The 14,847-nt window shown below is 41.3% G+C and carries 12 protein-coding genes and 4 tRNA genes; 4 read left to right on the top strand and 12 right to left on the bottom strand.

Translation table 11 applies throughout. The annotated features are described in order from the left end of the window. Positions 1 to 2: 2 nt before the first annotated feature. A complete protein-coding gene (locus PAT01_RS06315) occupies positions 3 to 626 on the bottom strand; it encodes a GTP cyclohydrolase II (RefSeq protein WP_024031598.1) in 624 nt (207 codons plus the stop codon). Positions 627 to 1,081: 455 nt separating this feature from the next. Here PAT01_RS06315 and PAT01_RS06310 point away from each other — a divergent pair, with 455 nt between their 5' ends. Then, positions 1,082 to 2,194, top strand: coding sequence for an energy transducer TonB (locus tag PAT01_RS06310; RefSeq protein ID WP_154945180.1), 1,113 nt, complete (start codon positions 1,082 to 1,084; stop codon positions 2,192 to 2,194). A gap of 43 nt (positions 2,195 to 2,237) precedes the next feature. Here PAT01_RS06310 and PAT01_RS06305 read toward each other — a convergent pair whose 3' ends face one another. After that, positions 2,238 to 2,687 (bottom strand): low molecular weight protein-tyrosine-phosphatase, encoded by a 450-nt coding sequence (locus tag PAT01_RS06305; RefSeq protein ID WP_024031596.1) that lies wholly within the window; start codon positions 2,685 to 2,687, stop codon positions 2,238 to 2,240. 34 nt (positions 2,688 to 2,721) lie between these two features. Next, complete coding sequence (locus tag PAT01_RS06300; protein WP_004587507.1) at positions 2,722 to 3,228, bottom strand: DUF3087 domain-containing protein; 507 nt, start codon at positions 3,226 to 3,228, stop codon at positions 2,722 to 2,724. Between the two features lie 145 nt (positions 3,229 to 3,373). On the opposite strand from PAT01_RS06300, the gene PAT01_RS06295 reads away from it, so the two are divergent. The 3 genes from PAT01_RS06295 to PAT01_RS06285 are packed head-to-tail and all read left to right on the top strand — an operon-like array spanning position 3,374 to position 5,206. Beyond that, positions 3,374 to 4,009 (top strand): energy transducer TonB, encoded by a 636-nt coding sequence (locus tag PAT01_RS06295; protein WP_154945179.1) that lies wholly within the window; start codon positions 3,374 to 3,376, stop codon positions 4,007 to 4,009. Between the two features lie 14 nt (positions 4,010 to 4,023). After that, entirely contained in the window at positions 4,024 to 4,596 is a 573-nt protein-coding gene (locus PAT01_RS06290) for a sigma-70 family RNA polymerase sigma factor (protein WP_024031593.1), read from the top strand. Beyond that, positions 4,583 to 5,206, top strand: coding sequence for a hypothetical protein (locus PAT01_RS06285; protein ID WP_154945177.1), 624 nt, complete (start codon positions 4,583 to 4,585; stop codon positions 5,204 to 5,206). Before PAT01_RS06290 ends, PAT01_RS06285 begins: the two co-directional genes overlap by 14 nt. Before the next feature lie 86 nt (positions 5,207 to 5,292). On the opposite strand, the gene PAT01_RS06280 is transcribed toward PAT01_RS06285, so the two are convergent. The 9 genes from PAT01_RS06280 to PAT01_RS06240 all read right to left on the bottom strand — a co-directional run bounded on the left by PAT01_RS06280 (position 5,293) and on the right by PAT01_RS06240 (position 14,817). Then, the gene (locus PAT01_RS06280; protein ID WP_154945175.1) at positions 5,293 to 6,954 is read right to left on the bottom strand and encodes a KAP family P-loop NTPase fold protein; all 1,662 of its coding nucleotides are present in this window, start codon (positions 6,952 to 6,954) and stop codon (positions 5,293 to 5,295) included. A gap of 218 nt (positions 6,955 to 7,172) precedes the next feature. Then, positions 7,173 to 8,915, bottom strand: a complete 1,743-nt coding sequence (locus PAT01_RS06275) for a potassium/proton antiporter (RefSeq protein ID WP_004587502.1) — start codon at positions 8,913 to 8,915, stop codon at positions 7,173 to 7,175. 174 nt (positions 8,916 to 9,089) lie between these two features. Continuing rightward, positions 9,090 to 10,466 (bottom strand): Na+/H+ antiporter NhaC family protein, encoded by a 1,377-nt coding sequence (locus tag PAT01_RS06270; protein ID WP_029773935.1) that lies wholly within the window; start codon positions 10,464 to 10,466, stop codon positions 9,090 to 9,092. Positions 10,467 to 10,653: 187 nt separating this feature from the next. Then, positions 10,654 to 12,318, bottom strand: a complete 1,665-nt coding sequence (gene pbp4b, locus PAT01_RS06265; protein WP_154945173.1) for a penicillin binding protein PBP4B — start codon at positions 12,316 to 12,318, stop codon at positions 10,654 to 10,656. A 9-nt stretch (positions 12,319 to 12,327) separates the two neighbouring features. Then, entirely contained in the window at positions 12,328 to 13,503 is a 1,176-nt protein-coding gene (locus tag PAT01_RS06260) for an exo-beta-N-acetylmuramidase NamZ family protein (RefSeq protein ID WP_154945171.1), read from the bottom strand. A 573-nt stretch (positions 13,504 to 14,076) separates the two neighbouring features. Continuing rightward, positions 14,077 to 14,153 (bottom strand) — tRNA-Arg (locus PAT01_RS06255). Between the two features lie 138 nt (positions 14,154 to 14,291). Then, positions 14,292 to 14,368 (bottom strand) — tRNA-Arg (locus PAT01_RS06250). Between the two features lie 146 nt (positions 14,369 to 14,514). Beyond that, positions 14,515 to 14,591, bottom strand: a tRNA-Arg gene (locus PAT01_RS06245). Between the two features lie 149 nt (positions 14,592 to 14,740). Then, positions 14,741 to 14,817: transfer RNA gene (locus PAT01_RS06240), tRNA-Arg, on the bottom strand. Positions 14,818 to 14,847 lie beyond the last annotated feature (30 nt).

The following is a 14,847-nucleotide window of genomic DNA, read 5'->3' as shown; positions in this document are numbered from 1 at the left end:
AGTTAAGGTTTTTTAATTTTTTTAATATCTAACATATGTGCGCCGTGTTTTATTTTGGTTTCTAGGTAAGCTTTGTTACCTGTAAGGCCTGCTTTAATGTGCGCGTGGGTACCAATAACGGTGTCTACTTCAATGCCGGCATCTTTTAATGCATTAAGCTTTTTAGGGTTATTGGTCATTAATTTAACGTGGCTTAAATTAAGTGCGTTGAGCATTAATACCGCGTCCGAAAAATCACGTAAGTCATCGGCAAAGCCTAAGTGGTTATTAGCCTCGTAAGTGTTCATACCTTGAGATTGCAGCACGTAAGCATCAATTTTATTATATAAACCAATACCTCGGCCCTCTTGGCGTAAATACAATAACACCCCGCCTTGCTCGTGCATCATTTCAATACACTCATTTAACTGCTCGCCACAATCGCAGCGCGATGAATGAAACACATCACCGGTTAAACACTCAGAGTGCATGCGAATAAGCGGCACATTTTGATTTACATCAGCATTGTTAAATACAAACGCAACGTGTTCTTGGCCGTCTTTTAAGCCACTAAAAGACACTATTTCTGCGGGAATATCACTATTTTTGCCAACATTAAGCTGGGCTCTTGCTCTTACTTGCGCCACGACAAATCCAAATAATTAAATAACTACGACACCATAAGGTGATAATATCACAAATGTTTAAAGTTAGATCGTAGTACACTAGGTTTATGGCAAATATATGGCGATTACACAGGCTATTTTCAATCTTAATATGCAATAAACTCCCACTACCTAGGGCTATTTCCCCAAAACAATGACAAACTTGAACGCATTTGCTATTTTAATTTTATTACTTTTACCACGCTGCTTATACATTAAGTTAATACACCGCACCTATAAAAAGCTAAAACGGTGTTACCTAGTTACCTCAGCAGGCACTATTAGTACAGTTTAATGACGAAAATTAGTTACAGCTTAGTGCACATGGGTATTAGGTAATTAGTTAGTTTTATAAGCAAGTGCCCACACAAAAGATAATGAAAACCATTATCACTTGTGGTATTTTGTTTCTAGATTGAACACTAATAGGGATTATTATGAAAGCACAACACCTCGCCTTAGTTATCGGATTAACCTTTACGGCTTTTGCAAGCCAGGCCAATGCAAGCCAAGTAAGCGATGATAAAGCCGCCTTTTCTGATGCATACCAAAGTTATTTAACGGCTGTTAAAAAAGACGAAAACATAGAGCAAGCAGCTAAACATGCCTATATTACAGGCCTTGCGCTTTATGGTGATAAAAGTGATAACACCGCAAGCCTTGCTATTAATTACGCCAAAGCAATTACAGCGCCGCGCTCTATCAACGACAAAAAAAATGTATCAGAGCAACGCTTCGAACTTTACTCGCAAGCCTATACAATACTGGCAAATAACCACGGTAAAAATGCAATAGAAACAATCGATGCCCTAATAGGCAAGGCTGAAAACACCAGCTCGGCCTATCAAGCCGATAACGATTACGACCGTATAATTGAAATAGCTAAAACACAAAACAACCCTAAATTTGTTGCCGACATGCAGTTTGAAGCAGCCTCGCTGCTTGCCAAAAAATTTGCTCATAAAAAATACCATAAAGCTAAAACACTGCTTAACCAAGCCGATGACTACTACCGTAATAACCTAGACGACAACACCGTAGAGCGCATTAAAGCCGACTTTTTAATGGCGTCGTTTGCTCAAGGTAAGAAAAAATACAATGAAGCCATTGAACGACTAAACCATGTTGTATCGGTATTTGATAACAACTTAAGCTTTGATCACAGCGCTGAGCTTACTGCGCACTCAAAGCTTGTTAACCTTTACGAAAAAACAGGCCAAAGCGAACAAGCCACTAAGCATTGTTTAGCAATTGCTAAAATGGTGCCGTGGAAAAAAACACAAGAGCAAACACCTATATATCGCAAAAACCCTGAGTACCCACAAAACAAAGCGCGCCAAATGCGAGACGGTATTGTCGTTGTTGAATTTGACGTAGATACCGCAGGCTTTGTTAAAAACCCAGAGGTAGTTAGCTCACAAGGGGGGAAAGAGTTTGAAAGGTCGGCACTTACAGCCCTTAAAAAGTGGCGTTATGCACCAAAATTTGAAGATGGCCAACCCGTTGTTGCAAGCACGCAAGTACAGCTCGACTTTAAAATAGCCAGATGACACGCAAGGTATTATAGCGTCTTTTTTGTTCAGGTAGCTTTATTCAAAGCTTTGCGAGTATTTTATCGCTTGCGGCTTCAATTAAATCGAGCACATTTTCAAAGCCATCATCGCCGCCGTAGTATGGGTCGGGTATGGCGCTTTGGCTTTGCTCGCCGTATTCTAAAAACAATGCCAGCTTGTAATGTAAATGGGTGGGGCATTGCGCTTTTAAGTCAGCTAAGTTTTGTGTGTCGGCCGCTAAAATTAAATCAAACTCAGTAAAATCGCTGCTGCGAACTGGCCGCGAGAATATACCTTTAAAGCTATAACCGCGTTTTTCACCCGCAGCCATTGAGCGGCTATCTGGCGTTTTACCTTCGTGGTAGCCAATAGTCCCTGCCGAGTCTACCTTAACCTCAACACCTAATTTTTTAGCACGCGCTTTTAACACCGCCTCTGCTGTGGGCGAGCGGCAAATATTACCTAAACACACTATCAGTACTTTTTTCATTAAGGCTCCTTTAGCTAATTTAACCACCTAGGCTTTAAAACTGTTTTAATATAGCCTCGTTATAGTCATCAGCATTTAAAGTCAGGTTATACTTGGCCGCCACACTATCAAGCTCCGCTTGTTTTATAGCTAACTCGTCCATAGTAATGGTGTTATCGTCAAGCTGCCATAAAAGCCGTGAGCCCGCATAACTATAATGAATCGCTAACAATGCATCGGCATTACCCTCGCGCCCTGCCGCTTTTAGCTTTGGCATTTTGCGGGTTATTTTATTAAGCGCTTGTTTAAGCTCCCACACATATACCACTTCGGTCATAAAACTATGGGTACGGTATTTATTTAACAGCCAGCCAATGGCCAAACTTGTTATAACAACACCGGTTAAATTCCAATGAAAATGGCTCCCGCTTTCATCAGGAAACAACGCAATTAACGTTTGCGATATAGCCAAGCTGCCAACAGCTAAACCCGCCGCACACCCAGCAATTACCCTATTTAAATGTTTGCGGTAACGTGCTTTATCTATTTGTATGAGTTGCATAACAGCCTAAAAAATTAATAAGTAAAAATATAGCGAACGCTATTGTAACTAAACCCCGCAATTTTTATAAAATTATTTAACCCCTTTTTGATTTGCCCCCCGTTATAGCTTTTAAACAACCCAATAAGTTTACTCGGAGCGGCTTATGCACACACTTGAAGTACCCAATAATTCAGCATTTATTAAAACATCAACCGCCGTTATTGGCGGCGCAGTAATGACCTTTGCCGCCTTTGCATTTATGCAATACTTAATTAGTGGCGAGCAGCGCGCACCTATAAAACCCGGCGAGGATATTATTGTAGAGATTTTTCAGGCACCAGAGGATTCACAAGTAAGGCATATACAAAAAATACAGCCACCACCGCCTGTGCCAAAAACGCCGCCTAAAGCACCACCAATCGATACCTCAAACGACCCTGTAATAGCGATTAACGAATTAACACCAATCACTATTGATGATTTTGGAGATGATATAAATAGCACGATTAACCGCCCAACAGGCGATGCAACCCCCATAGTGCGCATAAATCCGAAATACCCAACATCTGCTGCGCGCAACGGCATAGAAGGCTGGGTACAACTGAGCTTTAGTATTTCGCCCACCGGCGAAGTAATAAACCCAGTGGTAATAAACGCCGAGCCCAAACGCACCTTTGACCGCGAAGCAATAAGAGCCATAAAACGCTGGAAATATCGCCCCAAAGTAATAGAAGGTGTGGCACAATTACAAACAGATCAAACCGTACAGCTCGATTTTAAATTAGATAACTCTATTTAACGGACTAAACGCCTATGCTACTCAGTATTAAGTCATGGTTATTTGAAACGCCAAGCAAGGATTGCATGGCAAGTTACGCAAAAAGTGGCGACAACCGCTACTTAGAGCAGCTTATTGCCCTATACAGTAACGATTTATATCACTACCTAGTGACGCAATCTAATACGCATTTAGCATACGACGTAAGCCAACAAACCTGGCTAAAAGTAATCGAAAAACGCCACCTTTACCAAGCGCAAACCACGCCAAAAGCGTGGTTATTTAAACTCGCGCGCAACACATTAGTAGACGAATACCGCAAACAACAGCGCTTTGTAGAGCTTGACGAAAACACCCACCTACCCGCGCAGCAAAATGAGCAAGGTAATAACAACAGTATTAGCAATATAAATTACCAAGCGTTCGATAGCGCACTCAAGCAACTGAGCTTTGTACAGCGCGAAGCCATTACCTTACAACAAGAAGGCTTTAGCCTCGCCGACATAGAGCTTATAACGCAAAGCAACCATGAGAGCGTAAAAACAAGGCTGCGCTATGCCAAGCAAAACCTTAAACGTTTATTAGGAGCAAACAATGAACAAGCCTGATGAGCAGTTTGATCAAAAGCTCACTCAACACTACAAAGAGCGAAAAGCATGCACTACACTCAGCGCTTCCCAAAAAAAAGCGTTACTTAATAATGCCAGCCATAAAAAGCCCTCAAGGCTTAGTTTTACGCTACAGTTAACCAGCCTTGCCTGCGCACTGGGCGTATTCGCATTTATTGTGTTTGATAGTAACGAGGGCATTAACCACGCACCTAAAACGGTGCTTAACAGCTCATTTAAAACTATAGACATTCACGACTACTCAATTATTAAAACCCACGAAATAACCCCATCGGGCAGTTACACAAGCGCCATTACCGAGCAAAAACACGCACTCGATACTCAGCACGCTAATAGCTTGCGTTTACACCAACAACGCCACATAGAATACGGCACGCTCGTAAAGGTTGATAACGACTGGTACATAGCCAGCTGTAATGACGAGGTACTGGTACAAATTAAGCAGTCGCTCTTAAGTGATTTAAAGGGAAGGCACGCAGTGGAAAGTAATATAAATACCGGTGATATGCTCGCTATGGCGCATAACGGTAAAGGGCAAATAGTAGCGCTTAAACATGCTGGAGTTGGGGTTAGGCAGTGTGGGGTTTAGGTGGTTTGTCTCAGTTAAGGTTGGTGGTAATTTAGATAAATATTACCACCGAGAACACAGAGGCGCTTCGCGCTGCACAGAGGTAGTTAACTATCGCCCATGTAGTCTAGTGGTGAGGAAAGCTCTATAAAATCACGATATTGCTCTTTGGTAATTTTGTTGTATTCATCTTTGATATAGATATAGTTAAGCCATAATAAAGTAACTTCTGGAGAAATTCGTATTGAATGCTGAGCTAGGTTCTTTTCTGCGTTTTGCAACTCAGTTAAACCGTCATCGCTATCAGGAATCCAAACATCATAAGGGTTTAATTCTGAGACAAAAACACGAAAAAAAATATTCTTAATAAATTTTGATAGTGAAATAGGATAATTCCCCGTGGAATAGCTATTTTCTTTTGGACCAAAATTGTCATTATAAAATGTACTTATATATCTCTGTGGCTCAATAAAATAGATTATCTCGGCTGATAAATACTCTTTTGATATATCCTTTTGTAAGAAGTCAGCTAGGCTAATATCTATGATCTTATTTTCATCACCTCGTTCTGTTCTTTTGAACCTACCATTTATTATCTCCTCATAAAGTGGGTGGTCTTTTTCATGGATACAAAACAAAATAGCGAGCACAAGAACATCTACTTTTTTGCCACTTGGTAAATTAATAATAATGGCAGTAATACGTTCAGTAATTTGAATAGCTGTTCTTGCTGACACCTGAAAAGCATCTAATACAACAGAGATATTAGCTAAAGCAGTTTCGGGGTTTTCTGTGCGGGGGAGTAGCTCAATATTTTTACTTTCTAAATACGCAGTTTCAAATTTAGTTGTATCACTATGTACTGATAAAAAATCCTTCAAAGCAGGACGCTTTAAACTGTAACGACTATTAAAAAAACGGCCTAAATAAACCTTAGCGCCAAACCCTTCACCGTATATTGATTTTATTGTATGTTGGAGTTGTTCTGTATCTGTTGCCACAACAAACACGATACCTTTTACATCAAAAATATGTTTAATAGTCTCAAGCATTTCTACTGCATAATTTGGGCGACAACGGTCTAATTCATCAATAAAAATAAATATGGGTAACGATTTACCTTCCTGCTCTTCAAACTTATTTACCCAATCAGCTAACTTAGATTTTATTACTTCAATACTTTTGTTCTTAGCTTCATGATCTTTAATTAAGTTTTGCGCAAGCGCCTTTACAGCAGGCGAAAAGTCGCTGCCAGTTAACTTGTTAGAATTTTGCTTTTGATCATCTTCAATTTCTTCATCAGAGAATAGTAATGTGTGTAACTCATCTAAATCTATGCCTGATATTTTTTTAGTTAGGCCTTGTGCAATAGCAGGTGCAACGGCCTTAAACATAGAAACTGCACTCTTAGGAATAGTTATATTAAACTTAGCCTGACGTTGAAGCTGCTTGATGATACCTGCAATTACAGTTAAAAATGGGTCGTCTGAATAGTCTTGCTGCCATGCATCAATATATACAACAGGAAAATCTACTATTAATTCTCGTGACCAACGCTTAAGAAAATAGGTTTTACCTGCCCCCCATTCAGCATTGAGATTTAATACATAGTTTTTCTTTTGCTCAGCATCAGGCCTACTTTCGTCATAACCTTCTTGAGCCAATAGCCTTGATAAGAAAGTGGCGTAGCGAGCACGATCTAATTTATCGGCAGGAAAATATTCTTCTAATGGTGGCTTAGTTGCTTTACTCCAATTGAATTCTTTCATTTAATTCCCTTTAAATAGTCTTTTTTACATAGTGCAATATAAAACGTTCTATCGCTGAGTTCTCCGAGCTAACGCCCGACGCGCCAGCAAGCTGTACGCCTACAACAAACACTACATATAATTAGCTTTGGGTGTGCTCATTACATTGGTGATACGTTGGGTTTCGTGTCACTCAACCCAACCTACGTCGCTAATATCTTATAAATCAGCGTTAATGACTACTGCTTTAAAAGTCGTTGCTCTGGATTGTGTAAGTACTTTAAGCCGATGGTCACTATACGTGTATGTACCATTGTTATAACGCGTAGTTGAACATTACCAATAACCACAATTGAGCCTTTACTGATTTCTCCTGAGAGCTTTTGGTTGATCACCTCTTCCAAGCTTATACCCTCTGGCGCGTCTATTTTCATGTGGTATGAGTAAAATATATCGCCTACTAACGTAACCCCTTTCACTTTAAGTTCGTTGCGCGCTAAGTGGCTGTCTTGGTGGTTTGTTTTATCGGTTGCTGTAAAAACTAAATCAACAAAAGGTCTGTTAGCGGGTTTTAAAACAACAAATAAATGATCGTTTGGTTTTAATTTAGTAGAGCCGCGTGGCGGTATAATTGAAGGCCCTCGTGTGATCATGGCTACAACTACACTTTCTGGTAGTGCAGCATGTGACAAACTGCGCCCAGAAACGCGAGAAACCTCACTTAACGTGTACTCTACAATTTCTATATCAATATCGTTTAAGGCGGTAATTTCGAGCGTTGCAGCTGCTAAATCGGGTGGCGGCTCTATTAAACTTAACTTTTTAGCCATCCAAGGCATAGTTGAGCCTTGCAACGTAGCCGAGATTAACACCACGAAAAAAACCACATTAAAAATAAGCTCCGCCCCTGAAAGGCCAAACAACAGTGGGAATATGGCTAAAATAATGGGCACTGAGCCTCTTAGCCCCACCCAAGATACAAATAAAGTTTCGCGATTATTAAAGCCAAATAATTTTAAAATTGGCGCTACCGCTAGTGGGCGAGCAACAAAAATAAGTGCCAGTGCAATTAACAACCCTTCTAGCCATACATCAACCAACGACGAGGGGTTAATTAAAAGCCCTAACACAACAAACATGGTTATTTGCCCAAGCCACGCTAAACCATCGTGAAACAGAAAAATACCGCGTTTATATACAAATTTACTGTTACCTAAAATAACGCCGGTTATAAATACGGCTAAAAAGCCACTGCCGCCAAGCGTTGCAGAAAGGCCAAAAGAAAGCAGCCCAAATGCGGTTACCATTACTAAATACAAACCTGATGCATTTAATTTTATTCGATTAATAAACCACACCGACACCTTACCAATTAAAAACCCACAAACGGCGCCTACGCCCATTTGCTGGGCAAATAACTGCAGTAAACCCAGCCCTATTGGCATGTCGTTCACTAGCATTTCGAGCAAACCAACCGTTAAAAAAATAGCCATTGGATCGTTCGAGGCACTTTCTATTTCAAGGGTTGATTTAAGCTTTTTATTTAAGTGAATACCGGCGCTACGTAAAAGTGCAAATACGGCTGCGGCATCTGTAGAGCCCACAATCGCGCCCAGCAAAACGCCTTGTAATACGGGTAAGTCTAAAATATAAGTGGCGACAAGGCCGGTAATTACAGCCGTTAAAAGCACCCCGACCGTTGCTAAAGCCGAAGCAGGTTTCCACACTTGTTTAATAGAGCTGGTTGGCGTTTGTAGCCCACCATCAAATAGAATAATAGCCAGTGCTAACGTGCCCAGAGCATGCGCAGCCTCTGCGTTATCAAATGATATACCTGCAATACCGTCTTCACCTGCAAGCATGCCCACCAGTAAAAATAGCACCAGCACGGGTAAGCCAACGCGCGCAGATAGCTTGCTCGAGATAACCCCTAGTAAAATTAAAATGGCACTAACAAGAATGATATTATCTATTACAAACATAGTGTGGGTTTACAGCCTTGTATAAGTTAAAAAGTAAGAATTTATAGCTATTAAAAAGCTTAAAGCTCATGCCATACAATAACCTAAAAAATATAAATACGGGTACTTAACTGCATATTTAAAACAAAAAAACCTGCGATTAAGCAGGCCTTTGAGTATTTAAACGAGCAAATTTTATAACACTATTATGCTTGTTACTAAGTACGCTATAAACGTCAGTGCGCCGCCGAATAATGCATACGGTAGCTGCGTTTTGACGTGGGTGAGCAAATCACACCCCGAGGCGAGTGCCGATACAGCGCTGGTGTCGGATATAGGGGAGCAGTGATCGCCAAATATACCGCCGCCTAAAATAGCGCCTACCACCAGTGAAGGTGGTAAGCCTAACGCTTGAATAAGCGGCACACCAATAGGAATAAGTATGGCAAATGTGCCCCACGAGGTACCCGTAGTAAACGACATAACCGCGCCGGTTAAAAACAGCACTGGTACAATTAAGTAAATAGGTAGGTAATCGCCCACTAGTGATGCGACAAATACGCCCGTGCCTAGCTCTTTTAAGCTTGCGCCCAGTGTAAGTGAAAGCAATACAATGCTCACCAGCGGTAATAACTCGCCCATGCCTTTAAAGCCGGTGTCGACTAATTGATGGTGAGTAAATTGGCGCGAGCTAATCATTAAAACATATGCAACCACAATGGCTAATACCGTTGCGTATAAAACCGATTTAGAGCCGCTGCCTTCTGCAAGTACGCCGTTGCCGGTGTAAAACATAAAGCCTACCATGCTCACAATTAAAGTAAGTAATGGCACTAGCATGTAACGCGCTTTAGAGCCTTTTACTTCTTCTTTTAGATCGGTTTTTTGCAGCTCTAGCTTTTGCTCGGCTTCTTTCATTGGGCCATGTACTTTATCAAACGCGATAGTGTAAAACACAATGACTAACGTGATAATGGCGTAAAAGTTGTACCCTACGCTGCCCCATAAAATAGATACCGCCGATTCGCTTAGTTCGTAATTGCCAAGTAAACCCAGTACAAATGCGCCCCAACCGTTAAGTAATATTAAAATACACACCGGTGCACTGGTACTATCAATAATATAAGCAAGGCGCGCTCGGCTCATTTTAAACTTGTCGAACAAGCCGCGCGATACAATACCTGAGGTTAATACGCTGAGGTTTGACTCTATAAATACCGCGATGCCGGTAAACATGGTTAAAAAGCCAACTTGGCGCTTACTTTTTGCAATGCCTTTATTCATAAGCATATTAACGGTGGCTGCTACGCCGCCAGATTCGCGTATGTAGGCAAGCAAGGCACCAATCATAATACTAAATATTAAAATGCGAGTGTTACCCGGCGAGCTGGCTACCGATATTATGCGCTCAATGGTATTTAAAAATGTAGCAAATAAGGTATTACCCTCGCCTTGTATAGCGAGTAAAAATTCTGACGAAGCCACGGCCACCAAAAGTGCCATTATTACTTCTTTTCGCCAAAATACGATAGCGATAGCAATGAGCGGCGGTAATATAGAATACCAAGACATAAATTAACCTTTATTAATAGCGAAGTGCGTTCGCTTTATTCACGTTGAAACGCTTATTTTACAGGCCGTTTTAAAAATGAGGCCTGAATTTGTAAACCGCTTAGCTTAATGGATTGGCTTAGTTAAGTCACCTGCAAATAAATCACTTAAGGCACTGCACTTAGGCCGTTTTAGCCTAAACGATAATTTATTGATTTAGTAGTGCTTCGTAAATAAGCGATACCACCGAGCCATATTGCGCGGTCTCGTATTGTTTGCCCAAAAACTGGTAATGTTTTTGGCTTCCTTTTATTTTTGTGTGCCGTGCATTGGTCAATAAAATAATGGCTAAATCGTAGGTTGGATCAATAACCGTTACTGTGCCCGTCCAGCCGGTGTGACCATACGCTTGTGCACTTGCATAAGGGCCAAAATGCCAACGCCTAGCTTGGTTGTTACCTGCAAGCCTAAAGCCTAGGCCATAGGTTTCGTTGTTTAATTGTGGCGTTACAAACTGCGCTAAGGTTGATGCGCTAAATAACTGGATATTGCCAAAGCCACCTTGGTTTAATAGTACTTGGCAAAGCACAGCTAAATCGGGTGCGTTACTAAATAAACCGGCATGCCCTGCTACGCCATCAAACGAATAAAATGCTCGCTCGTCGTGCACTTCGCCCTGCAAAACATTGGTACGAATATTATCAAAGGTAATACGGCCATCACGGGTATTGCCGCTAAGCTCGGTTGCTGCAAATTCAGCGCGTTTAAAACCCTTTTTAAGTGGATTAAATACCGTATTGGTCAATTTAAGTGGGGCGTAAATGTGTTGCTCTAGGTAGTCATCAAGTGGTTGCCCGGTTATACGCTCAACCAGTACGCCTAAAATCATGTAATCAATATCGGAGTAAACGGCTTGTGCGGGGTATTTATTGCTCAGCGGCACTTGCGTAAGTAACAGCTGCTTTGTGGTTTGGCTATTTTGCGAAAAATACGCATCGCCATTTTTAGCACCTTTACGATGAAAATCAAACACAGGCGGGTACCCCGCTGTATGCGTAAGTAAATCTTTAACTGTGCGCAGCTCGCGGCCATCACCTTTGTATTCGGGTAAGTAACTTTGTACGGGCTTGTTTATATTTAAAAGTCCTTCGCTTACAAGTTTCATAAGGGCAAAGTTAGTGGCAAATATTTTGGTGTTAGAGGCTAAATCAAACAGAGTATGTGTTTGCATTGGCTCTGGGCGTAGTAGCATTAAATCACTTTGCTGGTACTGTTTGGCATCGCCATAGGCGCTAAGCTTTATTAGTTCACCACTTTTAATAACAGCCAATACCGCACCAGGAAAACCAGCTTGTATGTCTTTTTCAATAAGGGCATCGACCTGGCTAAAGTCTATATTACTTTGTGCAGCGGTATTTAAGGTCGGAAACTCAAAGCGCAAGGTAAGGCTTGCGCCTTTAGGTTTAATATTTTCAACCTTAAACGTATTTACCCCGTTGTGGGTGCGCCTTGCTAGCGAATACTCATATAAAGTATTGGCGGCTAATTGGTTGGTAATATTAAGCTTTTGGTTATTTATAAAAATATCGGCGCTTATCGCGTTATTATTTTGAATTAATAACTGCCCTCGCCCTTTATACGCTTTAAATGTGCCACGGTTATTTACGTACTCACGGCTACTTGGGTTAGCCTCAGGAAAAGTGACAATAACTTGGGCGTTTGGAAGCGTTACTAATTTGCTTTGCTTAAGCTCACTGGCTGTAAACTCATTTGGCTTATTTGCCGAACTGCACGCTACAAGAGTAATACTAACAAGCGCCAGTAAAGCCGTTTTAAAACAGCTTCTTAATTTTTTGTTTATTACTAAAGCCATTTGCTCCCCTTACTTGTACAGCAAATAAGGCGCTCGTTGCTTTTTAAATGCTGCAAGCCCTTGCTGCCAACTTTGTTTTATTTGCCGCTCTGATTGCCCTGCTTCAATAGCTAACCGTAGTTTGTTAGTGCCAGCCAATTTATCCATAAAATCAGCGCGTTCAAAAAAGGTAATATTGTTTTTAGATAATTTATTATAAGCCGTAATTAAATAGCTTAAATCAAGCCCGCGCGTGTTTGCTGTGCGTAGATCGAGCCCTTTTACCTTTATATTTTTAAATTTAGGGTTTGCTGCCGCCCCTTTTATCGAGCGCGGTGTAAAACTAAAACCCCCAAGCGCAACGGGAGAGTAGCCAATTACTTGAAACGCAAAGTCGGTGCCTCTGCCAATACTTACAGGGGTTGCTTCAAAAAAGCACAGCGACGGATACAGCGCAATTGATTGATCGTTAGGTAAATTAGGGCTGGGTTTTACAGGTAAATTGTAGGATGTTGAGCGCGTGTAATGATCAACTGGGATCACCGTAAGCTTTAAATCAGCCGCTTTATTGATCCAGCTTTCGCCTTTGATCATTTTTGCAAGCTCGCCTACCGTCATGCCGTGCAGCACGGGGATTGGGTGCATACCTACAAACGATTTAAATTGGCGCTCAAGTATTGGCCCATCAACGTAGACAATATTGGGGTTTGGCCTATCAAGCACAATAAATTCTATGCCCTGCTCGGCTGCGGCCTCCATCATGTAATGCATAGAGCTTATGTAGGTATAAAAGCGCACGCCCACATCTTGTATATCAAAAATAATAGCATCTACTTCGCTTAGAGCCTCAGCGCTTGGTTTTTTGTTTTTGCCATAAATAGAAATAAGCGGGATACCGGTTTTACTATCAACCGCATTTTTAACATGGGCTCCTGCGTCGTGATCGCCTCTAAAGCCATGTTCAGGTGCAAAAATTTTGGTTATGGTTATATTTTTAGTGAGTAAAGCATCAACCAAATGAGTATTTTCAACAAGCGATGTTTGATTTACCACAAGCCCAACACGTTTATTTTGTAGCTGCGGCAAATAATGTTTGTATTGAGCAGCGCCAACAATTGGCGTTGTTTGAGCTGTGTGAGCGTGCGCGCCCACATTAAAAATAGTGATAAATAGTAAAACAAAGGTGATGAATACAGCTTTAAACATACAGCAAGTTCCTTTTAAACAAGGTGTTTAAAATACCACAGCTTAAGTTAAAGAGCAGTGAATGGTTTTGAGCTGTACGTAAGTAATTAGAGGCTGCGCTTCTTTCATGAGCACGCTTACGTCTACGACGATTTAACTCAGAGTTAAAGTTTCCCCGTAGGCGCTAAGCTTGCTAGCGCGACGAGCATCGCATGTAAATGGGTTAAATACTAATGTTGGTTTTGAGCTTCTCATTTATTCCTCTTTCACTTCTCTTTGTAATGTTTCTTAAAACAAATTATTCACAAAGAGGTTAAGAGGCGCTGCGCTTTTAGAGAAGTGACTGAATAGAAGATTTGGCACTATGTAAAATTGGATTTTACTAATACCTGATAGCTGATAGCTTTCTCAAAATTCAGGCACAAAAAAACCGACTTAATGTCGGCATATGTATGAAAGTGGTGGGCGCAGGACGTATCTTCTAAGAGTGAACCTCTGACCGCTTGGCTCGCAGTAAGCTACTTTATCTATATCTACGCTTTACTTTATTTCAGACACAAAAAAACCGACTTAATGTCGGCATATGTATGAAAGTGGTGGGCGCAGGAGGATTCGAACCTCCGACCGCCTGGTTCGTAGCCAGGTACTCTATCCAGCTGAGCTATGCGCCCACTTTCATTTTTTCTTATTTATACTCTAAGTGGAGTTTCTGAAACAATAAATATAAGTATACATCGTAAAATACGCGCTTAACTCATATGTTATTTCAGACACAAAAAAACCGACTTTTGTCGGCTTATTTATGAAAGTGGTGGGCGCAGGAGGATTCGAACCTCCGACCGCCTGGTTCGTAGCCAGGTACTCTATCCAGCTGAGCTATGCGCCCACTTTCATTAGTTACTTGTTTATACTCTAAGTTAGAGTGTGTAAAAGTGGTGGGCGTAGGACGTAACTTCTAAGAGTGAACCTCCGACCGCTTGGCTTTAACCAACACTTTCTACTTGTTTATACTCTAAGCAGAGTGTGTAAAAGTGGTGGGCGCAGGAGGATTCGAACCTCCGACCGCCTGGTTCGTAGCCAGGTACTCTATCCAGCTGAGCTATGCGCCCACTTTTACTGTTTGCTTATTTATACTCTAAGCAGAGTGTGTAAAAAGTGCTGGAAGCAGGACGTATCTTGTAAGAATGAACCTCCGACCGATTTGGTTTTAAACCAAACACTTTAACTTATTTATACTCTAAGCAGAGTGTGTAAAGAGTGGTGGGCGCAGGAGGATTCGAACCTCCGACCGCCTGGTTCGTAGCCAGGTACTCTATCCAGCTGAGCTATGCGCCCAATCTTTACTTTACAAGACTGCCATTAAAA

It is taken from the genome of Pseudoalteromonas atlantica, from assembly GCA_007988745.1.
GTDB lineage: Bacteria > Pseudomonadota > Gammaproteobacteria > Enterobacterales > Alteromonadaceae > Pseudoalteromonas > Pseudoalteromonas atlantica.
Note: the sequence above shows the minus strand (reverse complement) of the source record. Positions and strands in the feature narration are given on the sequence as shown.

What these genes read in the sequence shown, in the direction of transcription:
- PAT01_RS06280 (WP_154945175.1), bottom strand. Translation starts at nt 6,954, where the DNA reads ATGAAAGAATTCAATTGGAGTAAAGCAACTAAGCCACCATTAGAAGAA.
- pbp4b (WP_154945173.1), bottom strand. Translation starts at nt 12,318, where the DNA reads ATGGCTTTAGTAATAAACAAAAAATTAAGAAGCTGTTTTAAAACGGCT.
- PAT01_RS06285 (WP_154945177.1), top strand. Translation starts at nt 4,583, where the DNA reads ATGAACAAGCCTGATGAGCAGTTTGATCAAAAGCTCACTCAACACTAC.
- PAT01_RS06290 (WP_024031593.1), top strand. Translation starts at nt 4,024, where the DNA reads ATGCTACTCAGTATTAAGTCATGGTTATTTGAAACGCCAAGCAAGGAT.
- PAT01_RS06300 (WP_004587507.1), bottom strand. Translation starts at nt 3,228, where the DNA reads ATGCAACTCATACAAATAGATAAAGCACGTTACCGCAAACATTTAAAT.
- PAT01_RS06270 (WP_029773935.1), bottom strand. Translation starts at nt 10,466, where the DNA reads ATGTCTTGGTATTCTATATTACCGCCGCTCATTGCTATCGCTATCGTA.
- PAT01_RS06260 (WP_154945171.1), bottom strand. Translation starts at nt 13,503, where the DNA reads ATGTTTAAAGCTGTATTCATCACCTTTGTTTTACTATTTATCACTATT.
- PAT01_RS06295 (WP_154945179.1), top strand. Translation starts at nt 3,374, where the DNA reads ATGCACACACTTGAAGTACCCAATAATTCAGCATTTATTAAAACATCA.
- PAT01_RS06305 (WP_024031596.1), bottom strand. Translation starts at nt 2,687, where the DNA reads ATGAAAAAAGTACTGATAGTGTGTTTAGGTAATATTTGCCGCTCGCCC.
- PAT01_RS06275 (WP_004587502.1), bottom strand. Translation starts at nt 8,915, where the DNA reads ATGTTTGTAATAGATAATATCATTCTTGTTAGTGCCATTTTAATTTTA.
- PAT01_RS06310 (WP_154945180.1), top strand. Translation starts at nt 1,082, where the DNA reads ATGAAAGCACAACACCTCGCCTTAGTTATCGGATTAACCTTTACGGCT.